Raw genomic sequence first — 25,712 nt, forward strand, 5'->3', positions numbered from 1 at the left:
AATTGATAACAAGGTGATGACCACCTTGTTATCACTCATCATGTAACCCTATGCTAAATAGCATTATGCCTAAATTTAGCCCACTGCTTTCTTGCCGCTTCGGGCAAATAACTCCAAGCTAAAACCCGGGTAATTTTATTGCCTTGCTTCATTTCAATGGTCTGCACACTATCGGCATGTAACTGTTTTAATAATTGATAACAGGGCTTTAGGTTTTCTGATTTGGACACTAATGAGCTAAACCACAAACATTGTTGCCCAAACTGCTGACTTTCTTTAATCATATTCGTTAAAAACTGCTGCTCACCACCTTCACACCATAACTCAGCTTTTTGCCCACCAAAATTAAGTGCGGCACTACTTGAGCTAACGGCTGGCTTTTGGCTGTGCTTTTTAGCTCTGTTGGCGGCTAAATTGGCATTTTTCTTGGCGCTGCCTTGACTCGCTTCGGCTAATGAGCGATGAAATGGCGGGTTGCACAGAGTAATATCAAAGCGCTCATTATCCCCGATAATTCCGCTAAAAATAGCTTGAGGATTAGTCTGTTGGCGCAGGTCAATTTTCGATGCTAAATCAGGGTTATGGCTAATAATTTCAGCGACATTTGCAATTGAAACTGGGTCAATATCGCTGGCGACAAACTGCCAACCATAGCTTTTAACCCCTAATAATGGATAAATACCATTAGCACCGGTGCCAATATCCAATGCACGGATCTTATTTCCTTTAGGCGCTTTACCATTAACAGCCAGTAAATCAGCAATGTAATGCAAATAATCTACTCGACCTGGTACTGGCGGGCACAAGAACCCTGCCGGAATATCCCACTGCTCAATGTGATAATCAGTCAATAAAATTGCTGCGTTGAGGCTTTTGACCGCTTCAGGATCAGAGAAGTCGATTGAAAGATTACCGTAGGGGTTTGGTCTGACAAAGTGGGACAATTTGGGACACTTTTTTATTAATCCTTCGAAATCATAACCTTGATTATGCTTATTTCGCGGGTGTAGTGTTTTCACTTGAGTATGAGCGACGCCTTTGCTTGCCGCAGATGTTTGCTTGTTCGTTTTGTTGCCAGCTTTACTGTTTTTCATGCAAATGTTCATTAATCATATAGGTATTTAGTAAACAGTAAATTAACCACGGACTGTTCACCCGTTTCAGCTTCTAGCAGTCGATTAACCGTTTCAAAGCACGCACGACGAATATCCTCTCTTCCGGTCAAGGACTTAACCTTGTCTTCAGGCTGATTTCCTAGCACTTCAACGATGGCGGCTCGCAGTAACGGATCATGGTGCTCTATCTGCTGCAATTGTTTAGGATCTTTAACCATTAACTCAACACTGATTTTTACAAAACCGAGTTTTTTGCGGTTAGAGATATAGTTAGTGACAATGTCAGGTTCGAAACCATAGTAAGCAAAGTTCCCAGTGGCTTTGTCATCTGCGCTATGCGCATTGGGGAAAAAAAACAGTGCAACTAACACTGCGAATAGGTACTTTGCCATAGTTAATCAAACTCCATTATTTAAATCTGCCTAATAGCAGCGGCTATCCAGCCATTGCTCTGTCATGATAAACTGCACTCGTTTGAGTATATTGTAACGAGTATTGAATGAACGTGACCAGTCTTAGCTTCCCGTATGGTGAATCAATCCAGTGGTTTTCACCTGATGCAATCAATTCTATGCCGCAATCGGCACTAAAAGAATGGTTACTCGCTACCGGTAGTTTAACCCAAAAGCTTAAAGGCTGTTGCCACGATTTTGAAGTTAAAGTCCTTGGCGAACAACTTACTACACCATTAGCAGGGGAATGCCCGCAGCAAAAGCAGGTTTGGGTAAGAGAAGTACTGCTGTGCCTTGATGGCGAGCCTTGGGTGTTTGCACGCACCTTAATCCCTGAGAACCTAGCCAATGATCAACACAACTTTAAAGCCTTAGGTAAGCGCCCATTGGGTGAACTACTGTTTACCAGTGCTGATATTGTCCCGGGCAAAATAGAGGTCGCTGAATTTGAAAGCTGCACTAAGCTAGCCCAACTGGCAACCCGCCTGTCCCAACCTGTCACCTCTTCACTTTGGGGGCGTCGCCGTTACTTTAACTTAGCCAACCAAGACATTATTGTTAGCGAAATTTTCCTTCCTTATGCGGTTAAGCAAATTAACGCCTTAACACTAAAGCAATCTTGTTAAAGTTAGTCCAACAAAGCCATGCGGTTTACCATACGTTGGCAACATCATGGCTATTTGTAAAGTAACCATAAAGCTTATGGCCTTATGTTTTAGTCGAGCGCTTTACAAGAAGTAAGCTCAGTAGCAACAAATACACCCCAGCTAAACTACCGCCACTACTGCTTTGAGATTCATCGTCGCCAGCAATTGTCTGGTTTTCGCCCATAAACTCTGAAGTAACTACACCATTTAGTTTAAATTCGACGATTGCCCTTGAGCTGTCTGACGATTGCGCCTGCACCTCCATCGTTAAGCCCGGTTCAGGTAACACCATGCCTGATTGCGGTTGCAGGGGCGCTGAGTAATCAGCATTATCATCAAATAAACTAAAGTTACTTAGAGCGCTATCGTTAGCGTAGCTTGACTGAGGATATAAGCTAAAGCTGGCATCACGTACCTGCACACTTGAAGACCCGCCAGTTATTAGACTCTGGTCAGCATCAATAACCCCGATAAAGCCATAACCTTCATGCTCGGCGACATTGTTATCTTCATAGTTGTTATTTTCGAGCCATAATAAAATACCGGGCTCGTAGCCGACACTTTGCAAGCCCGCATCAATACCTTGATGGTTTCTCAGTTGCACAATATAGCGTTGCGGCAAACCGGGTAAGGTATCATCGATCCTTGAAAAACCCACTAAATCAACTTTGCCTTGCTCTTCGGCCCCGTCTTGGTAAATGTTGACGCCTTGCTGATTAATTTCAATTTGGTCAATAACAATACCGTAGTCACCTACAGCTTGATCCGTTACATAGCTCATTTCAACTTGCACACTTTGCCCTGAAAAATCGCTCAAGTCATAAACCAGTTCAACCCAAGCATCTGTTCCTGAAGCGCCAGCTATATCGCTCGATACCCCAGAAATATAGTGCTCTACATTGTTGAACAGAGGGTTACTGGCACTGGTATGGTTGCCGACAATGGCTACGCCATCAATCAACAATTGCATATAGTCATAATCTGTTTCTATGCTCCAATGTGCCTGCATAACAAGCTCAATCTGTGCGTCAGCGGGTAAATCTACCTCGAAACTCAGACTATTGGTAAGTTGATGGCCTTTACCTGAATGGTATTGATAGTCGCCAACTAAAGGTGACTTAAAGGCGAAGGGGGGATTGGGTAATGCGATGGACAATTGATTCACAGCATCAGCATTAACTGCTGCAAAAACCTCAGCAGTCAAACCTTCAGCAGTAATATCGGCCAAGTCGATGGCTTGCTCATTGACCCACTTGCCTTGGTAACGTTGTTGCAGATATGAACGGGCATAAGGACTTAAGCCCGCAGGCTTACTGCCAGCAATATAAGGATTACCCGCTTGCGCTTGACCCACCCAAGTACCACTTGCCATTAACGACCAGTAACCCACTGGCGCGCCATCCCCCAGATTAGTGTCGTATTCATCAGGCAGGCCTAAATCATGACCAAACTCATGGGTAACGACCCCGGTACCTGAGTCGATAGGCTGAATGGTATAGCCATAAACTTTCATTGACGTGCCAGGAAGAGCTTGTCCTTGGCTATTGGCACCAACAAAAAAGCGATGCGACCAAATAGCATCGGTGCCTAACACGCCGCCGCCCGCCTCTTCACCAATACTGGAATGAAATATGACAATGTGGTCTATGATGCCATCAGGCTCATTTTCATTGCCGTTGTTATTAAAATCAAATGGATCTTCAATATCGAATTCAGCTAATTCTGTCGCGCTCATCCCTTTAACGGCCTGAGTAACGGCTTCCATAACCAATTCAGGTACTGCAATATCATTATCACTGAAAACCGAATTATTGGCGCCATAGTAAGCAGCATTGTTACTGGCGGTTACCCAGCCTTTAACCTGACCACGAAAGAAAAAACTCTCACCAGAGGCTTGAGCAAAATATTGATAAGCCGTTTGAAGCACCTCACGGTTAGATCCAGAAAATCCAGATCGAGAAAAAAGCAAATCTTGATAATGTTGTACGGAATAATCGTCATAAAACATTGACGTATCAGACTTGGTTAAACGATTGGCGTTATAGGGTAAATCAGGAAAGTCGACCAATACCGCCAGCACATTCACGGTTTTGGTGACATCCGTGTCAGCCAATGCCGGAGCTGATACTGGTGAGACTTTTATTCGTTGGGATCGATTCTTGGCAGCTATTTGCTTTAGTATTTTGACCTCAGCAGGCAGATAATTATGACTTGCTTTGCGAGTGAACTTCTCTACCGCAGCTTGCTTTGCTGCCTCGCTGGCATCAATTGCCAGCTCACCGCGCTTAATCAACCAGTATTGGATCTGTTGCTGATTCATTACCCCAGCATCTGCAGGAGAAGCGTATTGACTCGGCGCTGCCATGGCGTTTAACGAAAAAAGAGTCATTGCCAATATGGTCATAGCACCAGTAAAGATTTTACTCCATTGAATAGGCATCCTGTGCCTCCTTTACTTCCTTTGATTGCACTTTTTAAATGCATTGTTACGCTTGGCGATATAACGACGAACAATCTCTTGTTGCTGTTGTTCACTCATATCTGTCGTTATTTCACCACTTTTGATTAAATTCTGTTTAACGCCGGACATATCTAAAGGAGGAGGTATTGCCCCACATTGAATGGTATTATTTTGATGCGTTAATTGGGTCTGATTAGAGCCGTTTTCGGCGCTATTACTATGGCTACAGCCCCAAATAACCCAGCTAAAAAAGATAGCGAATACAATGCGCATAATGAACGCCCAAACAACGAAGATGAATCAAAGAGTAATATTAAGTAAAGTTGCTAAAACGGCTTTACACAACTTTTTAGAGCGATTTTTATACAACTAAAGAAGTAAAAAATAATCGAAGATAAACTGAAAGGTAGAGAATATTGCGTAGAAAACCAAAAGGCCGCATTAAGCGGCCTTGTTGACTATAGCGATGCCTGACATGAGCTGATTAGCCGGCAGTTTTTAAATAGCTCGACACCCCGTCTAAGAACATTTGCACCGAAATCATTACCAGCACCATACCCATTAGACGCTCGACTGCGGTTAAGCCTTTTTCGCCTAATATGCGAGTAAAGACTTTATAGAATAGTAAGATAACTGCGCTCACACCCCAAGCCGCCACTAAGGCAATAGTCCAATCCATCATTCTGCTACTGTCACTGTGCGCCAATAATATTAATGCAGCTAACACTGATGGCCCAGCCATTAACGGTATAGCCATAGGAACAATAAATGGCTCTTCACCGGCGGCTAAACCTACCACGCCGCCCGGTTGTGGGAAAATCATCCTAATGGCAATTAAGAACAAAATAATCCCGCCTGCAATACTCACTGACTCTTGACGCAGGCTAAGAAAATTAAGGATCACCTCGCCGGCAAACAAGAACAGCAACATGATTGCCAGCGCAAACAATAATTCACGAATAAGCACTCGGCGGCGTTTTTTGGGTTCAATATGCCGCAAAATTGAAGCAAAAATAGGCAAGTTGCCCAAAGGGTCCATAATCAGGAAAAGCATGACTGCAGCAGAAAAGATGTCCATTACATTAGTTCTATTAATTATTAACAATGAACTACTATTGTATACTTAATACAGTCATTTGGCAGAAATAACCGTGACTTTCGCTCTATCTTGCAACGCTGAAGGCTATCTTTACCGTGTAAATTGTCATCATGAGTGATAATCAAGCAAAGCAAGTATTAAGTTAATTGAAAGACTGCGATATACTGCGGTGTTTTTTCCGTTTCATTGATTCTTTGGATCCCATGCTCTATCTAGCTGCTAGTTGTATTGCACTTTTATTCGGACCGCTTTTTTATCGCTACTTCTCATCAGGGAGTGGGCTACAAAAAGGCTTAGATGGATTTATCTTCGTCTCATTAGGCGGGTTGGTGCTTATCCATATTTTGCCTGAACTCCTTGAACATGGTGGTTTTATCACTTTGCTGTTCGTGGTGCTTGGCTTATGGGGTCCCACAGCCAGTGAACGGCTTTTCCACCGCTACTCAGATATTACCCATAACGTTACCCTAACTTTAGGGATTGGCGGACTATTGCTGCACACCATTACCGATGGTGGCGCCATGGTTTTAGCCCAACAAGAGGGTAACTCTAGCTTATTAGCGCTGGGAGTGATTATGCATCGCTTACCCGTTGGTGTGGCAATTTGGTGGCTATTAAAACCCCAGGTTGGTACCCGCTGGGCCAGTGCGGTATTAGCTGCGATGATGGTACTCACAGGCTTGGGTTACTTTGCTGGCGAGCAACTACTCGATAGCCTCAGCTTAGATAATACCGTTTATTTACAAGCCTTTGTTACCGGATCAATTTTGCATGTGGTGCTACATCAGCCCCACGGACAACACGAAGAAGATCATCAAGGTCGCTATCAATACCAAGCAGGCATTGGCAGTTTATTGGGGGTCGCATTACTAACTGTATTATTGTTAATGGACAGTGGTGGCCATGCCCACGCACACGCCCATCACAGCCATGGCTCGGATCAGTTTATGTCTTGGTTACTGACCATCTCGCCAATATTAATTGCCAGTTACTTAATTGCCACTGCGCGCTTCAAAGCTGGGTTAAGCCCGCAAAACAGTAGCCTCTCCAGTCGCTGGTTACAGCGTCTAGCGGGCCCTGAAGCCTTGCTGATCACCTTGCTATTATTGGGGCCTTGGTTTGCCATATATCAAGCTATTTCATTGTTGGCGATTGGCACGTTACTCAGCTTGGGTAAAGTTGAACTTACCGATCCCCACGAGAATTTACCGCAATCGGCTTGGCGCTTTGGGTTTGCACATTTAGTGGATCGCAGCGCGCCCTGGATTGCCCTTAGCTTAATTTTAGCCAACCTCATTGGTCATCCGTCGGTACATCTTGAGCACCCAGCACTGCAAGTATTAATCTTGTTAGTCGTCTTTCTACCGATGCGTTTTTGTAATTTAGGCGCGGCAGTACTGGCATTATCATTAGCCTATAGCGGCTGGAGCAATGTCGCAGTGGCATTTGCACTTATTGCAGCGCCTGTGCTTAGCCTTAGCCAGTTAAAGCTAATGAGCTGGAGCATGCGCTTGTCATTGTCAGCTGTATTAGCCGTCGCGTTGTTATTCGCACACCAGTATCTGGTTGATTGGCACCAGTTACTCACCTTGCCAAATAACGTTAATATTGCGGGATTAGTTGTGGTGGGATTAATCTTTAGTGCTAGCTTACTGCGCTTAGGACCACGTAAGTTCTTAAGTCGCTTAATGATTAAGTTTAGCGGTCATAACCATGATCATAACCACGATCACTCCCATGGACACGCCCATGGTGCTAATACCTCAGATAAATCTGCGGCTGCGCCAACAGAGCATAAACATCACCACTAATTAAGCCGCCGCATTAAGCGAGGGTTACTGTCAGGTTCATGTTATTCAGGCTATGATGTTTTATCATCGACCGAATAACTGAGCCGACTTAACCAAGCCTATGTGTATTTTATTTATCGCGGTAGACATGCATCCCCAATGGCCACTGATTGTGTGCGCTAATCGTGATGAGTTTCATCATCGCGCCACCGATCCAGCCCATTTTTGGCAAACAGTTGCTAACAGCAATTTACCTCAATCTCAGTCGATATTAGCAGGCAAAGACCTACAAGCTGGCGGCACTTGGCTTGGAGTGAATCAACAAGGTCACTTTGCAGGCCTTACCAATATTCGCAATCAACAAGCCGATGGCCTAAGAAGTCGCGGCGAACTGGTGGTTAACGCTCTCGATCTTCGCCAAGATGTCAGCCTTGATTGGCTACGCCAACACAGCGCTAATTACAGTCCGTTTAATCTTGTTTATCAGCAACAGCAGCAACTTTACTGTTTTAATAGCGTCACTGCTGAGAACACGCCATTGACTAAAGGTTTTCATGCTGTGAGTAATGGCGCTATAGATGATGTCTGGCCGAAAATGGCCAAGGGATTACAGGCGTTAGAGCAGCATCTATTAGCTGAAAAGCAGCCCAATATTGAACAAATGTTGGCATTTATGCGTGATGAATCTCAAGCTGAAGATAGCAGCCTACCTAGTACTGGCATTGAAATTGAGTGGGAAAGGCTGTTGTCGTCGATTTTTATTCGCCATCCAGAATATGGCACCCGCTCAACCAGTGTGGTAATACGAGATAAAAACGGCAACATCGACTTTTATGAAGTGCGTTATGACGGCAAAGCTCGAAACTTAGGGCAACAGCATTTTGTTATAACACCCTAAGTCCGAATTAATATTCGCAGCCAAGCAATTAATCAGATGAATGATCATGGGTTATCACCCACTTATCATCAATACGCTCTATCAGTAGGGTGAACACACCATTAGGTTTGTCTTTTGTACGTTCTAATTGCCAACGACCCACAACCAATGCGGCGTAGTTGCTGAGCATTTTAATCTCTTTCACATTGAACGACAGTTTGCCCATGCGCGCTGAATCAGGATAACTTTTTTTATAGCTAGCAAGAATTACATCCCAACCGTAGCTAAACTTACCATTAGACACAAAACGTAAATTGTCACTTTGCCAATAGCCTTGCATGTAGGCATCAATATCGCCGCTATTCCAGGCTTGTTCTTGCTGTGAAATCACTGCTCTAATTCTATCTGTAGGTATAGCACTATTGGTATTAACTTCGTCTAGTGACACGGATTGTTGTTCAAGTGAGACAACTGCGCTGACGGCATCAGGCTCAGTCTCAACCTCAGCCTCAACCTCAGCCTCAGCCTCAGCCTCAACCTCAACCTCAGCCGGCGCTGAAGTTAAGGTGTCGGTAACGGCACTAACTAGCGGCTCTGCTGCAATATCTGCTGTATTCGTGGTTTTAGGTGAGCTATCTGAAGGGCTTGGCTCTACCTTTAAATCGGCAACGGGTTCAATCACGCCAACTTCGACCTTGGCAGTTGAAGCAGGTTTTAATGGCACGATTTTTAATTCAGCTTGTTTGAGTGCAACATCTGAGGCGGTTTGAGTCGCTGTTGGTTTATCTTCTGCCGCTAACATAGTAGTAAAACCACCAAAAATAACGGCGAATAAAATAATTATCGGGTGCTTCACACACTCTCCTTAATTTGTACCAAGGTTGAAATTACCCAACACGAGTGCCACAGTAATAACAATGATTTAGTACTTTTGCATTAGATTAATAACCCAGTAAGCATGCTGTGTCGTGTTAATCCCAACTGCGGTTTGGCTTATAAAACATGTTGAGATAAGCGATATCTGTAACATGAGATTCTGTGAAATTAATATATAAATTCATTCTGTTATGGTTAGATTCTAGCGTATCAGAGTGAAATAAACTGGAAAATAGCGCATGTTTAGTAAATTTTGTTTATGGCTATTGGCCATTAATGGCTGGAAATTAGACGGCCAGGTCGCCGCTGATGGACAATTCATTATGGTGGTTGGCCCACATACCAGTAATTGGGACTTTATTGTCGGTATTATCGCCCGCTTTGCTATAGGGGTAAAAATTCACTTTTTAGGCAAACATCAGCTGTTTATTCCCCCTTGGGGTTGGTTTTTTAAAGCCTTAGGCGGCAGCCCTGTGGATCGACGCAAAAACAACAATATGGTCGATGCTGTGGTGCAGCTATTTAATGACGATAACCAATATAAGTTGGCGCTGGCCCCCGAAGGAACCAGAAGCGCGGTTACTCGCTGGAAAACCGGCTTTTATCATATTGCCACTAAAGCCAAGGTGCCGATAATCACCGTGGGATTAGATTTTAAAACCAAGTCTATTGTGATTAATCAACCGCTGCATCCCAGTGGCGATGTTGCCACTGACATGAATCGTATTTTAGATTTTTTCCGTAATATTAACGGTCGCCACCCTAAGGTTATCCCGCACTATATTCCCTCGGATGAGCAGCCAAAAAGCTAGTGTGGCTTGATGCTACGAATATCATCCCCAGTAGGGCTTTGAAAAGCACGTAAACCAAATTCAGGTAAGATGGCAAAGACGTGATCAAAGATATCTGCTTGAATGCCTTCATAAAAGGCCCAGCGGACGTCATTGGTAAACACATATAACTCGATAGGCAGACCTTCTGGCGTTGGCGCAAGTTGGCGCACCATCAGAGTCATGTCTTTGTGTAGCTTATTATTTTGACGTAAATAGGCATCTAAATAAGCTCTAAACGTCCCCACATTGGTTAAGCGTCTGCCATTAACCGGCATATCAATATCACTAACCTGCTCATTGGCATGGGAAATTTCTGAGCATACTTTAGGGAAGTAATCTTTAAGGTAATTCACTTTCGACAACCGAGTAATATCGTCTTCTGTCAGAAAGTGGATACTATTAACATCAAGATTAATTGAACGCTTAATTCGGCGGCCGCCCTTTTCTGACATACCGCGCCAGTTTTTAAAGGCGTCTGATACCAGCGCATAAGCTGGGATCATGGTGATGGTATTGTCCCAGTTACGTACTTTTACGGTATTGAGTGATACCTCATCTACAGCACCATCAGCGCCATATTTGTCCATTTGAATCCAATCGCCTTTACTCACCATACGGTTAGCAGCTAATTGAATCCCAGCAACAAAGCCTAAAATGGTGTCCCTAAACACCAACATCACTAAACCGGTGGCAACACCTAAACCACTTAAAAAGTAAATTGGCGACTCATCTGCAATCACTGATATGCCAATAATAAAACCAACAAAGAATAAAAATAGTTTAAATAGTTGTACGAAGCTTTTAACCGGTAAGCGGCGACTAATCAGCCTGACATCAGCAATTTCATTTACCGCATCTAAACAGGCGTAAATCGCCCGAATAACAAAAATGACCACCAGCACGCTTAGGCCACGGTCAATGACTGAGCCCAGCAACTGTTGATGGGTTAAAATAATCGGGATCAGTAAGTCCAAGGTCATGATTGGCACTAACAAGGACAATTTTTCCAATACGCCATAGCGCATGAAAATATCATCCCAAGTCACGGTCGATTTACGGATCATCGCATTAACCGCTTTTACAAATACCTTTTTGGTAATGTAATAAGCGATAGTTGCCACAATAAAGCTCACCATCAGTAATATTGATGTTGCTACACTGTCAGAGGGCTGACTATTCACCCCAATATCAAGCAACCAACTGGCAATATCATCACGTAACTCGTTATCCACGCATTAATTCCTTACACATTTATACTGATTGAAAGACTAGGTTTACAACATCCAAAGCCATTATAGAGAACAAAGACTTATTGAGAACGATCCAAAATAGCATATTTATCGATTAATTAACCCGCTTTCAATTTGATAACAAGTTCGCCATCAAATCACCACCGCATTCAAACAAGGCGACAGCATACCAAAGTAAACTAATGATATTGGTTGCAAAGTTGAGCACATTAATTGACCTAGAGCTCCCTTCACTTACCATTGGAACATTAAAACGAATTGAGGTTCCTATGAAACACACTTGGCTAGCAGTCATCCTAACACTGAGCATTCTCTCGGTTAGCAGTAACGCCCGCGCAGAAACGGATGAACAAAAGTTTAAGCCTTCGACTGCCTTGTTAGTGGATTTTATCGATAGCCGCGGCGATATGTTTGGTATCACCCTTGCCATGAAACATTTTGACCCTGATTACGCCGACTGGGGCTATTATATTGGTTATGCTTGGGGTGATAAATACGACCTTGATGTACCAGAGCCGGCTGAAGCTTATGCCGAAGAATACATGTGGCGCTTTGGGTTAAGCTATAGCCTAACTGAAAATTTTAATCTCTATGGCGGCGCCACGGTTTTTATAAACGAACAAAACTACACCAACAATATTTCCACCCGCGAAGTTAACGGCAAGCCGCGCTGGGAATCTAACCGTGATAAAGACTGGGGCGCTGAAGTTGGCGTGCGCTACACAGTGTTTGATAGCTTTGTCATCGGCGCGGGTTACGACACCAGTGCCGAAGCGGCAATAATCTCCATTGGTTTTACCATGTAAGCATTATCAAAATCGTCATAATAGAAAAAGGACCCGCTGGTCCTTTTTTTGTTTTGAGTCTTTTTGTTCAAGCCTTTTGTTTCAAGCTGCTAACTCGCTACCCCCTAAAAGCTCACTAACATACCCGCAGGTAAGTAAGTATTGAAGCTGGCGCTATAGAGTAAATCTGTCGCCGCTTCGATATCCGGCGCAAAAAAGCGGTCTTTATCGTAATACGCAACCACTTCACGCAGCTCAGCTTTGGCTTTCACTACCGCATCACTGGGTTGTAATGGAGTGCGAAAATCTAACCCTTGCGCTGCAGCTAATAGCTCAATCGCTAACACCCCACGGGTATTTTCAGACATATCACGCAACCGACGAGCTGCAAAAGTTGCCATCGAGACATGATCTTCCTGATTCGCTGAGGTCGGTAAACTATCCACAGAAGCTGGATGCGCAAAGGTTTTGTTTTCAGATGCCAATGCCGCCGCCGTCACCTGTGCAATCATAAAGCCTGAGTTCACCCCACCATTTTTCACTAAAAATGGCGGTAATTTCGATAAGCTAGAGTCAATGAGCAGTGCTATGCGGCGCTCGGCAATTGAGCCTAACTCAGCAATAGCAATAGCCAAATTATCTGCTGCCATAGCAACAGGTTCAGCATGGAAGTTACCACCTGAGATAATATCGCCGGTGTCTTGAAATACCAGTGGGTTATCGGTCACACCATTAGCTTCAACCCCTAACACTTCACCAGCATGGCGAATTTGGGTTAAACATGCCCCCAACACCTGTGGCTGACAGCGCAAAGAATATGGATCTTGCACTTTTTCACAATCAACATGGCTTTGGCTGATCTCAGACTCATCAGCTAGCAAGTGACGGAAGATAGCCGCTGAATCAATTTGACCTTGTTGGCCACGAGCCGCGTGAATACGGGCATCAAACGGGCTACGACTGCCCATAGCCGCTTCAACACTCATGGCACCAATAACTGAACTTGCAGCAAATAAATCTTCAGCATGGAATAAACCTTCAAGGGCTAGAGCGGTTGACGCTTGGGTGCCATTAAGCAGTGCTAAACCTTCTTTTGCAGCCAGTTCTATTGGTTTAAGCCCTGCAATTTCAAGCCCTTCTGCTGCTGTAATGATTTGACCTTGGTAGCTCATTTCACCTTCTGCCAGCATAGGTAAACACATGTGCGATAGCGGGGCTAAATCACCCGATGCGCCCACTGAGCCTTTTTCTGGAATACAAGGATAAACACCGGCATTAACCAACTGAATAAGAAAGTTAATCACTTCTAAGCGAATACCTGAAAAGCCGCGGCTTAATGAGTTAATTTTTAGCACCATCATTAAACGCACTGTGGCATCTTGCATGTATTGCCCTGTGCCCGCAGCGTGTGATAACACGATTGAGCGCTGCAATAACTGCAAATCCTCAGGGGCAATTTTGGTGTTAGCTAATAAGCCAAAGCCAGTATTAATGCCATATACAGTTCGGCCTTCATCTAATACTTGTTGCACTATCGCGGCACTGGTATTAATTTCAGGAATCGCTTCTTCTGCCAAGGTTAGATGAACTGCACCACGGCCAATACGGCGTAATTGCGCTAACGTCAGTGTGCCTGGTTTTAGCAGCAGTTTATAAGGTGTTGCAGTCATTATTTAGCTCCTTGCATTGGCAAATCTAGGCCTTGCTCTTGGGCGCATTGTTGCGCAAGTTCATATCCAGCATCCGCATGGCGCATCACGCCTGTGGCTGGGTCATTCCATAATACTCGGCCTAAACGCACTGCTGCATCATCACTACCATCGGCTACAATCACCACCCCAGAGTGCTGACTAAAGCCCATTCCCACACCACCGCCATGGTGCAATGACACCCAAGTTGCGCCGCTAGCCGTATTAAGTAAGGCATTCATTAATGGCCAATCAGAAACCGCATCTGAGCCATCGAGCATGGATTCGGTCTCACGATTAGGACTGGCAACTGAGCCTGAATCTAAATGATCACGGCCAATGACAATCGGCGCTGATAGCTCGCCCGTTTTAACCATCTCGTTAAACGCTAATGCTAAACGGGCACGGTCTTTTAATCCCACCCAACAAATTCGTGACGGTAAACCTTGGAAGGCGATACGCTCGCGGGCCATATCTAACCAGTTGTGCAAGTGAGGGTTATCAGGAATAAGCTCTTTGACCTTGGCATCAGTTTTATAAATATCTTCAGGATCGCCCGATAATGCCACCCAGCGAAACGGACCAATACCTTCACAAAATAGTGGCCGCACATAAGCTGGCACAAAACCGGGGAAATCAAAGGCGTTTTCAACCCCTTCTTCGAAGGCCATTTGACGAATGTTATTACCATAATCTGTTGTGGCCGCCCCTGCCGCTTGCAGCGCCAGCATTGCTCTAACTTGCACCGCCATTGACTGCTTAGCCGCTTTAACCACTGCCGCTTCGTCAGTTTTACGCATTTCAGCAGCTTGCTCTAATGTCCAGCCTTGAGGTAAATAACCGTTTAATGGATCATGGGCAGAAGTTTGATCGGTCACCACATCAGGGGTAATACCACGCTCAACTAACTCAGCAAAAATATCGGCAGCGTTACCCAATAGGCCAACGGACACAGGCTTACCAGAGGCATTAGCCTCATCAATCATCGCTAATGCTTCATCTAATGAGGTGGCTTTCTTATCGACATATTGAGTGCGCAGACGAAAATCAATGCGAGTTTCATCTACTTCACAGGTTAATACTGAATAACCCGCCATAGTGCCGGCTAAAGGCTGCGCGCCGCCCATGCCGCCAAGGCCACCAGTTAAAATCCACTTACCCGCAGATGAGCCCCCAAAGTGCTGCTTGGCCATGGCGACAAAGGTTTCATAAGTGCCCTGAACAATGCCTTGGGAGCCAATATAAATCCACGAACCGGCGGTCATTTGGCCGTACATCGCCAAACCTTTTTTATCCAGCTCATTAAAGTGTTCCCAGTTAGCCCAATGTGGCACTAGGTTAGAGTTAGCAATAATCACCCGCGGCGCATTAGTGTGGGTTTTGAATACCCCCACAGGTTTACCTGACTGCACCATCAAGGTTTCGTCATCTTCTAGACGTTGCAGTACTTCAATTATTTTGTCGTAACACTGCCAATCACGCGCCGCGCGGCCAATACCGCCATAAACCACTAAATCTTCAGGGCGCTCGGCTACATCAGGATGCAGATTGTTCATTAACATCCGCATTGGCGCTTCTGTCATCCAGCTTTTACAACTCAATTGACTGCCATGAGGGGCAATAATGCGGCGGCTAGGGTCGTGTCTTTTACTAATGGTGTTATCCATATTTTCCTCTTCAACTAACATTGTCAGCTTGATGTCTAATATTTTTAGGTTTTTTTAATGATGTTCTGTTTAGAAGCAGTTAACTGTTAAAGGTTAAATGGCCCCCTAAACTAAATTTACTGCCGGGGTGAACCAAGCGCGCAAAGCTCACCACGCCTTTGCGTGACCAAGTGCGACGCAAAATTTGTAAGCAAGGCTCTGTTGGCTCAATATTTAATAATTGCTGCATTTGCTCGCTGGCAATAATGGCTTCGATGCGATGACGGGCTTCGGTTAAAGGCGCCACCTTGGATAAATATTCATGGGGGGTTAATTGGGTAAAGTCTTGCAGTAAGTAGTCAGGCACTAATTCTGGATTCACAAAGCGCTCTTCGACCTGTAATGGCGCATCTTGCTCGCAGTGCAGCAATACCGAGTAATACACAAGGTCGCCAATTTCTAATCCTAAGGCCACCGCAACGGGTCTTGTGGCAGCAATTTGGGTTAACTTAAGCTGCTTAACACTGTAGCCATGACCACGGTCTTTAATTTCATCGGCAATGTTTCGAATGGCCAATAATGATGACTGCGATTTAATCCCCGCCACAAAAGTACCAATACCTTGAGTGCGCTCTAACACCCCAGCCTCCACCAGCTCAGTCAATGCTCTTCTTGCTGTCATGCGACTACAAGAGAACAACTCAGCAAGTTGATTTTCTGATGGCACTTGATCATTTTCTTGCCACTCACCCGCTTCGATACGAGCCTGAATGGATTGCTTTATTTGTGCAAATTTAGCCAACACGGATTTCGCCCAGCCCTTGATGTGATTAAAAATCTACCAACAACCTTACCTTGTATATACAAGTTAAAACAAGTACTGTTTTGTGATAAAGTCTAAAAAATGAGTATTTTCAGGAGCGGTTATGTCGTGGGATCATGTGTGGATTGATGTCAATATTGCAACAATGGATCCAAGCAGTTCAGTCGCTTATGGCGCAATAACCGATGCCGCCATTGCAGTAAAAGACGGTAAAATTGCTTGGATGGGCCCGCGTAAAGAAATGCCTGAATTTGATGTATTTGAAATGCCCATCTATCGCGGCAAAGGCGGCTGGGTCACCCCAGGGCTGATTGATGCCCACACCCATTTAATTTTTGCTGGCAATCGCGCTAACGAATTTGAAATGCGCCTCAAAGGCGCCAGCTATGAAGATATCGCCCGCGCTGGCGGTGGGATTATTTCAACCGTAAAAGCGTGTCGTGAAGCTGACGAAGCCGAGCTATTTGAACTTGGCAGACAAAGATTAAACGCCTTAGCCAAAGAAGGCGTCACCACGGTCGAGATTAAATCAGGCTATGGTTTGGATACCCAAACCGAAGTCAAAATCCTTAAAGTGGCCCGCGAACTTGGCCGTAATCATCATGTTGATGTTAAAACCACTTTCTTAGGCGCTCATGCGATACCTGAGGAATATAAAGACACTGCAAACAGCACCGCACGAAGTGATGCCTATATTGATATGGTGATTAACGACATGCTGCCTGCGGTTATCGAGCAAAACCTTGCCGATGCAGTGGATGTTTTTTGTGAAAACATTGCCTTTAACCTTGAGCAAACCGAGCGAGTATTAACCGCCGCCAAACAGGCCGGTTTAGATATCAAACTCCACGCTGAGCAATTATCTAACTTAGGCGGCTCCGCTATGGCGGCAAGAATGGGGGCTAAATCAGTCGATCATATTGAATACCTTGATGAAGCAGGGGTTATCGCGCTCAGTGAACATGGTACCTGCGCAACCTTGTTACCCGGCGCGTATTACTTTTTACGTGAAACCCAAATGCCGCCAATAGATCTGTTACGCAAACATAATGTACCTATGGTGGTCGCCAGTGATTTTAATCCGGGCTCATCGCCGATTTGCTCAACCTTATTAATGCTCAACATGGCCTGCACCTTATTTAAGCTGACTCCAGAGGAAGCCTTAAAAGGCGTGACCATTAATGCCGCCAAAGCTTTAGGTATTGAAGCCAATGTCGGCAGTTTAGCCGCCGGCATGACAGCTGATTTCTGCTTATGGGATATCAGCACTCCAGCGCAACTGGCCTACTCTTATGGGGTGAATCCTTGTAAGGATGTGGTTAAAAACGGCGTGTTAGTGCATCAATAAAGCCTTGCTTTAACTTGCGACTATTGAGTCAGCTCAATCTCGACCCGCCGCGAGTATTTCCTTTGACTCAAGCGTAACAACAAAAAAGTGCTTAACCTTTTCGGGCTAAGCACTTTTTAATCACTGCAAACAAGGTTCAAATTTAAACGATTTTGATTAAACCAATAACCTTAATCAGTTGGGTGACGTTTGCCCTTTTTATTCTTCATTGGGTCGCCGTCATAGCCTAATGCTTGCCAATCAAGGCGCTGACCTTTGTTATGGCAATCGCTACATTGTAGGGCTTGCTCTTTAGGTGAAACCATGTGATTGATACGCCACCACATTTCAGTTTCCACAAAGCCATGTTCACCGCTATAACTGAGGCCTTTGTCTTTCATGGTGGTATTAGCTTCCATGCCAAGTTTTGATGCTAAGTCCCAATCGAACTTGTCCCAATAGCCATTTTTACCAAACACTTTAGGGGTAATTAAAATATTCAATTTGCTGTCGAATATCTGTTTACCAGTATGGACTTTAAACGGGTAGATTTTGGCTTTGCTGTCATTGATATCACCCAAAGGATAAGTGAGTTTTATCACCTGAGCTGGATCAATTTTATCACCCGCCATATAGGCATCAGCTTTACCGTTAAACCAAGCATATTGCGGCGGCACCATTTTTTGCCATTCAAAACTCCCTTTCTTATTCATAAAGGTTTTTTTGCCGTTTTTGTCTTTGGTTTCAGTTAACTCTTGCCCTGCTGTTGACCAGTCCCAGCGCATTTTTGTTGGCTCATTACGAGCAAAAAATGGGATGTGACAGGTTTGACAGGCGACCGCAGCAGTATGAGTATTAAGCTTTTTATTGTCATGGGGCGCACTGTCATGGCAGTTTTCACAACCAATGGGGTTTTCTCCCCCCGGTGACACGCCCATGGCATTGCCAGAGATTTGATGACTTGCAGTGGTATGACAGGTTTGGCATTGGAAGTCATTGCCGTCAGTGTCCATATGCACATCGGTATCTTTTTCAGGATATGACATGGAAGAGTCTAAATCCCCATGCTTCACCGCGTCACCACCGCCACCATAAAAATGGCAAGTACCGCAGTTATCTCGAACCGGTTGGCCGACATTTTGTGCTACCCGCTCAAGATTCACTTTCGCCATCGCTTCACCCGCGCCTGCAGGCTCTTTGATATAAGTTCCTGTGGTGTCATGGCACACTAAACAATCCACTTTAGTCATATCAGTAAAGTCAAAGCTGTTGTCTTTCCAGCCATAACCCGCATGACAACTGGTGCAGCGCGGCTCGTTACCACTAATGGAGACACAAAAATTATTGATACTATTTTTTTTACCGCGCTTCACAGTGCGGCCTGGTAATTCTTGCTCTAACTCCCAAGTCCAATGGGAAGATTTCATAAACTCTTTCGCATGGTCTTCATGGCATTCAATACATTGCTCAGTGACGTCAGAGCCTTGGGTAAACGGCCCCTCAATCACTTCTTTATGATCAAATTCTGAATAGGCCATCTGACTGCAAAAGGCTAATGCGACTACTAATTTCATGGTTTTCATATAGCACTCCTAGCCCCTGCCACGCAGGGGCACCATGTTTAGAAATTAACTGTTAATGATGCATTTACATCATAAGCAGTATCAACAACAGGCAACATGGAATAGGCAGAGCCTGCAATCACATCATCAATTTTTTGCGGTGCGCCCACTGGAGTGCCACTACCGGTATATTCATAGTCGTAATACAGCCCTGCGACCTTGATAAACATTTTAGGATTGATATCAAAGATGTAATAGGCTTCAGCAACATGGCCACGAGTCGCTAATTTGCTGCCAATTGGGTCATCTTGAGCTTGGGTGAACGGCGTCCAGAATTCAGAGCCATAGTTATATTCAAGGCCAAATTTACCCATTGGTGCAGGCATTTGGAAACCAACATAAATACCATAGCCGTCTTTTGTTGAGGCATCATCAGCAACCGTTGGCATCATAATGATTTCAGTACCAGTGCTGTTAAGCTGCGCTTCAAAAACGGCATCAGATAACATGCCACCAAACATACCGCTGTTGCCATTTGGCTCAGCGCGAGTCCAGCCTAATGAAGCAAAGGCTTTAAAGTCTTCATCACTTTCATAGGCATAACCCAAACCACCTAAGTACATATCACCAATCACGCCACTGGGTTGTACGCGGGTGACAAAGTTAAAGTTGTCGAACTTTTGCATATCTTGATACATGGTTGGCGCAAATATACCTGCCAACTGAGTTGGAAATGCCATGGTGCCTTTGAAGCCATCATTAACATCTTTGGCGCCAAATAAGGTTAACTGTAAGAAGTGGTTACCATCGTTAATGGCATCAATATTAAAGCCGCCTAAATGGGTATCTTTGGTGACGATATCGCCAAACATTTCGCCATTGCCCCACTGAGACTCAAAACCTTGGCCATAGCAAAAGCGCACCACTTGGCCATCAATACCAGTAATTTCACCGAGTTTGTAACCTAAAGTGGCGCCGTCAAAGTTAAAGTTAACTAAATGACCAGATGGGGTACCGCCACGCATTTCGTTTTCACGGTAATGACTTGGTGGGCCGTAAGTTGATGGACGACGACCAATTGACAGGTAAGTTTGACTGCCACCTATATTACGCCAGTCAAAATAGGCTCTTTCCACTCTGAGCCAATCACCACTGGTATTGCCACTACTGGTGCCATCCATGGTGAATGAGCGCCATGAATCAAACACTTGTGTGCCAGTTGAATCGCCCCAGTTTTTATACATAGATAAACGACCCGCAAAGCTGACGTTATCCCACACTTTAGCTTTCATATTTAAGCGTAAACGAGTGGTATAAAGTAAGTCATTGTCGATGTCTTGAACTGTTTTAGGCGCGAGTACATAGGGCATAACACCTTGTAATTGGCCACTTTGAAATGCTTGAGCTAAAGCAGGATTGGTCGCCATCATTTGCCCAAGTGGTGAGTCAGCGCTAGTTGGGTCGCCAAATGCTCCTGACATGGCTTTGGCGCCAAAATCTGAAAAATTAACATTAATGGCAGGATTCCAAGTCACATCTTGATAGTGCAATGAATGCACTTTGGTTCTAAAGTCACCTGTGATAGTTAATCTATCTAAGGCGCTATGGCGCTCAGTTTTATCCACCCGTGAATTAAGATCGTCAAGCTCTTCGGTTATTTCGGTTAATTGCTGTTTTAGCTCTGCCATTTTTTGAGCATCATCATTGGCTGATGACGGTGCTGCGGCCATGGCCGCACCACTAAACGCTAATGCATTGGCAACGAGTATTGATATTAAGGTACGCATAATTTGGCTTCCTTTTATTTTGCCTAAACCATCCAAATACATAGGTTTAGGCTAAATTTTGGCTGCAGAAATCCCTGAGCGATAAACTCAATTTTTCTGCTTTTTATCTGGATTAACTGATGGTGTTGCTGGCTTATTCTGACTTTTGCATTAAGTCTAAGCCGCCATCAGGACGCACGATTTCCGCTAGCCGCAGGTTTGTGGCTGATCAGAGTCCGCTGCGTGGTCATATAAAAACTGCTGAATATCTTTCAGATCTTTTTCTGATAGGGCTTTGAATACTTCGGGCTTAGCCTTATGTTGATCGCGCTTGAAAAATCTGTCCCACTGGCTCATGGTTTTTGCCATTGGGGTTAACTCAGGGCCTTCGGTGCCGACACTATGGCAAGCTTTACATTGTTTTTTATACAGATGTTTACCCTTTTTAGGGTTGCCGCCATCAGCTGCAAAACTGCCGCCAATCATGCACATTGCCACTAAGGCTACTGTCATCGCTATTTTTTTGTTCATCATTACTACCTCATCAATTTTTCTTTAGTTCTTTTTATCAATCAAGACAAACCAAATCTTTAATGCCTTGTTAAAGATGTTACTTAAAATAGGTAGGCATTAATTTGACCTTGATCATATTCATGAGATAAATCTAATTGATAAAAACATAATTGAATAAAATCTAATTGAGCGAGTAATAACAATACTGATTTTTATACTTTTTAAGTATTAGTAAGTTGTGAAAAACTTAGCTAGGGGGTGAATGAGTACAGCAGTGAAATAAAATGACGCAAGCTATAACCCGAAAATCAACCACAAAAAAAGTCGCCAATAAGGCGACTTCTTCAGCGTATTAGTTACAGTAAGGTTAATCGTCGCTAAGTTCGTTTATCGGTAACCAGTTCACTTTAACCCCAGCTTGTAAAAACATATCTTGGCTAATTTTAATCTTGTCGCCCCAGCGAGACAAAAAGTCTGTGCTTTGCTCAGGGCAGAACACCCCGGTTATCCCGGTTTGGATAATCTTGGCAGCACAGTTAGGGCAAGGAAAATGGGTAACCCAAATATCACAACCATCTAAATCTCGCTTAGCAAATAAAATGGCATTTTCTTCCGCATGCAGGGTTTTAAGTAGCTTCATATCACGGTCATCGGTTTCTGCACTGTCAGAAATACCATGGGGATAACCATTAAAGCCAACAGACACTATACGGTTATGCTTGGTGATCACCGCGCCCACTTGGGTAGAGGGATCTTTACTCCAAGAGCCTACCAGTTCTGCCATTTGGAAAAATCGTTTTGCCCATTTTGAGATCATAGTAATAGCCTTTTAAGGTGATGATGTTTTTAGCTAAGTAACTGAATTCATCATACCTAATGTTGTTAACATTCTCACCTTTTCTACAGTAAGATTGTTGAATATTGGCTGTTTTCATCTGCGTAGCTAGCAAAAATATAAATACTGCCGACTGATTTGTGCGTTACTGCGCCACAAGTTGTTATTTGGACTAGCCAATAGCCCCAATAAAGCTTAGGATCTTCAGCAGGCAAACTTAAGGATTGGAGTACATATTCATTATGGGTATTAGAGCGATTATCGTAGATACAGCGGGCACCACCACTGATCTAGATTTTATTCAAGATGTACTATTTCCTTATTCAAAAAAGGCTATGGGTGATTTTCTAGCGCAAAATCAACATAACCCGCTAGTTGAATACTGTATCAGTGATGTACGCGACTTAGCATTAGAAGCAGACGCTTCAATTGAACGCGTTACTGAAATCCTCTCTCAATGGATTGATGAAGACCGCAAAGCTACGCCATTAAAAACCTTACAAGGGTTAATTTGGAAGCAAGGTTATGCCGCTAACGAGTTTACAGGCCATATCTATCCAGATTTTATTGATGCCATGCCAGGCTTAGAAGCGAGCAATATTCGTCTTTATAGCTTTTCGTCAGGCTCTGCTGAAGCGCAAAAACTATTATTTAGCCACAGCGATGCGGGTGATTTAACCCCTAAATTTAGTGGCCATTTTGATACCCGTACCGGTAACAAATTAGACAAGCAGGCTTACTGCAATATCTTAAATACCATCAGCTTGAGCCCTAAGCAGGTATTGTTTATCTCTGATGTGGTAGAAGAGCTAAAAGCCGCTGAAGCAGCAGGTCTACATACCCGCCATATGGTGCGTTTTGAAAACCAAAAAACGGCTAAGTTTGCACAAATCAAAAGCTTTGCTGAGTTAACCATTGATTAAGCATGGTTAACGACCATAAAAAACGACCTTGATGGTCGTTTTTTTATGGCTTACGTCTTACAAAATAAGCTATCTAAAACCAGCCTTCAAATTTGCAAAACCACTTATTGGGCCGAATAATAAGACGCTGGAAACGCAGGAGAAATACACTGCTTAACTGTAAATGTGTAGCCGTATTTACCTTTCTCTTTATCAGCGCTAATCTCTAAAATTTCATAGTCATTAAGCTCAACCACTTTACTGTCTTTAATGTGCTCACAACGAGAAAATTGGTCAGCTTCAAAATAATACACAAAGCCTGCTACCATGCTTCTTACCAACACTCGGTAAGCTTCACGCACTAAGTCATAACGGCGCTCAGTATTTTCATCGCTAAAGTTAATATTAAATGAATCAGCGGCCTCAATATCTTCGGTTGATTCTCCGGTAATATCTTCAATCAGCTGCTTAGTCTTTTCAGATTCAACTTCTTCAAAGCCAACTTGTTCAGGTGTTGATTGTTCAGAGGTAGGCTCTGCTAAATCTGCAGTAATATCCGCTGGCGCTAAATTACCCTGGTTAATTTCAGCGATAGAATTACCCGTCATATCTTTAACCAGCTGTTCAAGCTCTTGGGGGATTTTCTCTTCAGCGATTGGCTTTGCAGGAATTGGCTCTTGCGTTGTAGGCTCTGGCGCTTTAACAACATTTCTTCCCTGCACACTGGCTTCTTCTTTTAATAAGCTCGCCATTCTGGCCTTGGGGTCAATGCTATCAAAACTGTGTTCAAAATCTCCCAGCAGCAAGATATTGGTCAGCACGATATAAGCCAGTATCACCCGTAACAAAATAGTCCGTTTACGGTAATGCTCACTGTTGGTAAAGCTAATCGCTTTAACGCCAACCAATTTAAAAAATGGTCGAAATACAAAATATAGTGGGATAGCAAACTGAAGCAGCATTAACGCTATGCCACTGATCACCACAAACCACACAGGCATATACAAGAGCACCACTAAATTGTGGGTATAAGCTAAATGCTGAGCCGAAATACCAGTGACTTCATTTACTACGGTCCCAGCCCACACCAGAGAAAAGTTAGCTATCACCGCATAAAACAATAATAAAAAGGCTTTGCCGGCCAAACTATGCCAGGTTTTAGTAAACAGTGGCCAAAACTCGACCATCATCGCAATCATGGCAATGATAGCCACTAAGGTGAAACCATCAAAAACCAGCATCAGTAAGAACGCAATAAAGTATAGCTTTTGCGCCACGGTGAGCTTGCTGATAACGGTTTTAAAGTAGGTGAGAATAGCGCTTGGCAAGGCTCGCCAGCTATTTATGGGTTCACTGATTATCTGTTGTAACCGAGCATAGTTTATGGATTTCAAGTTCTACGCATTCCCTAGCGATAACATCAATATTGATTATCAAAGCATATTGGCAAATCGATAGCAAAGAATTCCCCGAGGTTGTTGAATTTACTGCCGACTGATATGCTGCACAAAATTCAAACAAACGTTTAAATGAAGTGGTGTTATGGAACAGTTTATCGCGCAAAACTCAATTATTACTGAAATCCCTGTAGCATGGGGAGAAATGGATGCATTAAATCATGTCAATAATGCGGTGTATTTTCGCTATTTTGAGACGGCCAGAATTGATTTTTTCAGTCAAATAAACATGATGAAAGAGTTAAAGGAAACTTCGGTAGGGCCCGTTCTTAGTGAAACTCAGGCGAAATTTAAGCGCCCAGTGACCTTTCCTGACACGCTACTGGTTGGCATCACTATCAGCGATATTAAACAAGACCGCTTTATGATGCATTACCGTGTTTTTAGTAAAGCCCAACAAGCGATTACCACTACAGGCAGCGCAAAAGTAGTGATGTTTAACTTTAAAACTGGCCAAAAAGCCACTCTGACTGCTGAATTATTAGCAGCATTAGAGCAGCATGGCGAATAGCTTAATGCGACATTTAAGCTAGCTTACTCTGCAGGGCCAGTTAGTTGCGCTAATTGGCTTTTTACTGCATCAGTTAACGGCTTACTCTTTTCTGCTTGATAATCGTAATGCACCATAGTGGTTTTTGCCTCCGCTGTTTGGCGACCATTTTGCCAACAGCTTTGGGCTATCTCAAAACTGCTATTACCCACTCGGCTCACGTAGGTTTTTACCGTTACTTCAGCGCCATAAAAAGTCGGAGCGTTAAAGGCTATCGTAAAACCAGCAATAATCATGTTCCACTTCGACAAATCTTGGCCGGGATTCACAATCTCAAAAATCGGATCACGCGCCGCTTCAAACCACACTGGGATCACTGTGTTATTGATATGGCCTAAAGCATCGGTTTCGCAAAAGCGTGGAGTAAGGTTCATGGTAAATTGAGTATCAGACACTGGTAAGTCCTTTTTATTATTATTATTTTTAGCTGTTATTAGCAAAAATGCAGTTATTAAAGC

The 25,712-nt window shown here is 43.9% G+C and carries 24 protein-coding genes; 8 read left to right on the top strand and 16 right to left on the bottom strand.

Going from position 1 to position 25,712, the window contains the following annotated elements; translation table 11 throughout:
- Nucleotides 1-53: 53 nt before the first annotated feature.
- Together rlmF and Q4533_RS11540 are read right to left on the bottom strand one after the other, a co-directional pair.
- Complete coding sequence (rlmF, locus tag Q4533_RS11535; protein ID WP_241903444.1) at nucleotides 54-1,094, bottom strand: 23S rRNA (adenine(1618)-N(6))-methyltransferase RlmF; 1,041 nt, start codon at nucleotides 1,092-1,094, stop codon at nucleotides 54-56.
- Nucleotides 1,095-1,105: 11 nt separating this feature from the next.
- Nucleotides 1,106-1,507, bottom strand: coding sequence for a flagellar basal body-associated protein FliL (locus Q4533_RS11540; RefSeq protein WP_102435952.1), 402 nt, complete (start codon nucleotides 1,505-1,507; stop codon nucleotides 1,106-1,108).
- Between the two features lie 107 nt (nucleotides 1,508-1,614).
- Here Q4533_RS11540 and Q4533_RS11545 point away from each other — a divergent pair, with 107 nt between their 5' ends.
- Nucleotides 1,615-2,193 carry a chorismate lyase gene (locus tag Q4533_RS11545; RefSeq protein WP_102435951.1) on the top strand — a complete coding sequence of 193 codons (579 nt, stop codon included), beginning with the start codon at nucleotides 1,615-1,617 and terminating at the stop codon, nucleotides 2,191-2,193.
- An 82-nt stretch (nucleotides 2,194-2,275) separates the two neighbouring features.
- On the opposite strand, the gene Q4533_RS11550 is transcribed toward Q4533_RS11545, so the two are convergent.
- From Q4533_RS11550 to Q4533_RS11560, 3 genes are all read right to left on the bottom strand, one after another.
- Nucleotides 2,276-4,654, bottom strand: coding sequence for an immune inhibitor A domain-containing protein (locus Q4533_RS11550; RefSeq protein WP_303502771.1), 2,379 nt, complete (start codon nucleotides 4,652-4,654; stop codon nucleotides 2,276-2,278).
- 12 nt (nucleotides 4,655-4,666) lie between these two features.
- A complete protein-coding gene (locus Q4533_RS11555) occupies nucleotides 4,667-4,948 on the bottom strand; it encodes a hypothetical protein (RefSeq protein ID WP_102435947.1) in 282 nt (93 codons plus the stop codon).
- A 211-nt stretch (nucleotides 4,949-5,159) separates the two neighbouring features.
- A complete protein-coding gene (locus tag Q4533_RS11560; RefSeq protein WP_102435945.1) occupies nucleotides 5,160-5,753 on the bottom strand; it encodes a YhgN family NAAT transporter in 594 nt (197 codons plus the stop codon).
- Between the two features lie 224 nt (nucleotides 5,754-5,977).
- Between Q4533_RS11560 and Q4533_RS11565 the strand changes: the two genes are divergently transcribed.
- Both Q4533_RS11565 and Q4533_RS11570 read left to right on the top strand, forming a co-directional pair.
- Nucleotides 5,978-7,585 (top strand): metal transporter, encoded by a 1,608-nt coding sequence (locus Q4533_RS11565; RefSeq protein WP_303502772.1) that lies wholly within the window; start codon nucleotides 5,978-5,980, stop codon nucleotides 7,583-7,585.
- 100 nt (nucleotides 7,586-7,685) lie between these two features.
- A complete protein-coding gene (locus Q4533_RS11570) occupies nucleotides 7,686-8,462 on the top strand; it encodes an NRDE family protein (protein WP_303502773.1) in 777 nt (258 codons plus the stop codon).
- Nucleotides 8,463-8,490: 28 nt separating this feature from the next.
- On the opposite strand, the gene Q4533_RS11575 is transcribed toward Q4533_RS11570, so the two are convergent.
- Nucleotides 8,491-8,889, bottom strand: coding sequence for an SgcJ/EcaC family oxidoreductase (locus tag Q4533_RS11575; protein ID WP_102435939.1), 399 nt, complete (start codon nucleotides 8,887-8,889; stop codon nucleotides 8,491-8,493).
- A gap of 667 nt (nucleotides 8,890-9,556) precedes the next feature.
- Between Q4533_RS11575 and Q4533_RS11580 the strand changes: the two genes are divergently transcribed.
- On the top strand, nucleotides 9,557-10,129 hold the full coding sequence (locus tag Q4533_RS11580) for a lysophospholipid acyltransferase family protein (RefSeq protein WP_303446154.1): 573 nt from the start codon (nucleotides 9,557-9,559) through the stop codon (nucleotides 10,127-10,129).
- On the opposite strand, the gene Q4533_RS11585 is transcribed toward Q4533_RS11580, so the two are convergent.
- On the bottom strand, nucleotides 10,126-11,382 hold the full coding sequence (locus Q4533_RS11585) for a mechanosensitive ion channel family protein (protein WP_102476488.1): 1,257 nt from the start codon (nucleotides 11,380-11,382) through the stop codon (nucleotides 10,126-10,128). The genes Q4533_RS11580 and Q4533_RS11585 overlap by 4 nt on opposite strands.
- A gap of 287 nt (nucleotides 11,383-11,669) precedes the next feature.
- On the opposite strand from Q4533_RS11585, the gene Q4533_RS11590 reads away from it, so the two are divergent.
- The gene (locus tag Q4533_RS11590; protein ID WP_102476489.1) at nucleotides 11,670-12,206 is read left to right on the top strand and encodes a hypothetical protein; all 537 of its coding nucleotides are present in this window, start codon (nucleotides 11,670-11,672) and stop codon (nucleotides 12,204-12,206) included.
- Nucleotides 12,207-12,310: 104 nt separating this feature from the next.
- Here the strand turns inward: Q4533_RS11590 and hutH are convergent, their stop codons facing one another.
- The 3 genes from hutH to hutC all read right to left on the bottom strand — a co-directional run bounded on the left by hutH (nucleotide 12,311) and on the right by hutC (nucleotide 16,324).
- A complete protein-coding gene (hutH, locus tag Q4533_RS11595; protein WP_102520195.1) occupies nucleotides 12,311-13,855 on the bottom strand; it encodes a histidine ammonia-lyase in 1,545 nt (514 codons plus the stop codon).
- The gene (gene hutU, locus Q4533_RS11600) at nucleotides 13,855-15,528 is read right to left on the bottom strand and encodes a urocanate hydratase (protein ID WP_102476504.1); all 1,674 of its coding nucleotides are present in this window, start codon (nucleotides 15,526-15,528) and stop codon (nucleotides 13,855-13,857) included. Before hutU ends, hutH begins: the two co-directional genes overlap by 1 nt.
- 91 nt (nucleotides 15,529-15,619) lie before the next feature.
- Nucleotides 15,620-16,324 (bottom strand): histidine utilization repressor, encoded by a 705-nt coding sequence (gene hutC, locus Q4533_RS11605; protein WP_303502774.1) that lies wholly within the window; start codon nucleotides 16,322-16,324, stop codon nucleotides 15,620-15,622.
- A gap of 121 nt (nucleotides 16,325-16,445) precedes the next feature.
- Here hutC and hutI point away from each other — a divergent pair, with 121 nt between their 5' ends.
- Nucleotides 16,446-17,690, top strand: a complete 1,245-nt coding sequence (gene hutI / locus Q4533_RS11610) for an imidazolonepropionase (RefSeq protein ID WP_303502775.1) — start codon at nucleotides 16,446-16,448, stop codon at nucleotides 17,688-17,690.
- 170 nt (nucleotides 17,691-17,860) lie between these two features.
- On the opposite strand, the gene Q4533_RS11615 is transcribed toward hutI, so the two are convergent.
- From Q4533_RS11615 to Q4533_RS11630, 4 genes are all read right to left on the bottom strand, one after another.
- On the bottom strand, nucleotides 17,861-19,252 hold the full coding sequence (locus Q4533_RS11615) for a tetrathionate reductase family octaheme c-type cytochrome (RefSeq protein ID WP_303502776.1): 1,392 nt from the start codon (nucleotides 19,250-19,252) through the stop codon (nucleotides 17,861-17,863).
- Nucleotides 19,253-19,290: 38 nt separating this feature from the next.
- Complete coding sequence (locus Q4533_RS11620) at nucleotides 19,291-21,018, bottom strand: DUF3373 domain-containing protein (protein WP_102435921.1); 1,728 nt, start codon at nucleotides 21,016-21,018, stop codon at nucleotides 19,291-19,293.
- A 186-nt stretch (nucleotides 21,019-21,204) separates the two neighbouring features.
- Nucleotides 21,205-21,531 carry a c-type cytochrome gene (locus tag Q4533_RS11625; RefSeq protein ID WP_102435919.1) on the bottom strand — a complete coding sequence of 109 codons (327 nt, stop codon included), beginning with the start codon at nucleotides 21,529-21,531 and terminating at the stop codon, nucleotides 21,205-21,207.
- Nucleotides 21,532-21,877: 346 nt separating this feature from the next.
- Entirely contained in the window at nucleotides 21,878-22,327 is a 450-nt protein-coding gene (locus Q4533_RS11630; RefSeq protein ID WP_102435917.1) for a dCMP deaminase family protein, read from the bottom strand.
- 260 nt (nucleotides 22,328-22,587) lie between these two features.
- Here Q4533_RS11630 and mtnC point away from each other — a divergent pair, with 260 nt between their 5' ends.
- A complete protein-coding gene (gene mtnC, locus Q4533_RS11635) occupies nucleotides 22,588-23,268 on the top strand; it encodes an acireductone synthase (protein WP_076541452.1) in 681 nt (226 codons plus the stop codon).
- A 104-nt stretch (nucleotides 23,269-23,372) separates the two neighbouring features.
- On the opposite strand, the gene Q4533_RS11640 is transcribed toward mtnC, so the two are convergent.
- A complete protein-coding gene (locus Q4533_RS11640) occupies nucleotides 23,373-24,641 on the bottom strand; it encodes a hypothetical protein (RefSeq protein WP_303502777.1) in 1,269 nt (422 codons plus the stop codon).
- A 148-nt stretch (nucleotides 24,642-24,789) separates the two neighbouring features.
- On the opposite strand from Q4533_RS11640, the gene Q4533_RS11645 reads away from it, so the two are divergent.
- Complete coding sequence (locus Q4533_RS11645; protein ID WP_303502778.1) at nucleotides 24,790-25,215, top strand: thioesterase family protein; 426 nt, start codon at nucleotides 24,790-24,792, stop codon at nucleotides 25,213-25,215.
- 23 nt (nucleotides 25,216-25,238) lie between these two features.
- Here Q4533_RS11645 and Q4533_RS11650 read toward each other — a convergent pair whose 3' ends face one another.
- Nucleotides 25,239-25,649, bottom strand: a complete 411-nt coding sequence (locus Q4533_RS11650) for a thioesterase family protein (RefSeq protein ID WP_303502779.1) — start codon at nucleotides 25,647-25,649, stop codon at nucleotides 25,239-25,241.
- Between the last annotated feature and the right edge of the window lie 63 nt (nucleotides 25,650-25,712).

It is taken from the genome of Shewanella sp. 6_MG-2023 (assembly GCF_030547195.1).
Classification (GTDB): domain Bacteria; phylum Pseudomonadota; class Gammaproteobacteria; order Enterobacterales; family Shewanellaceae; genus Shewanella.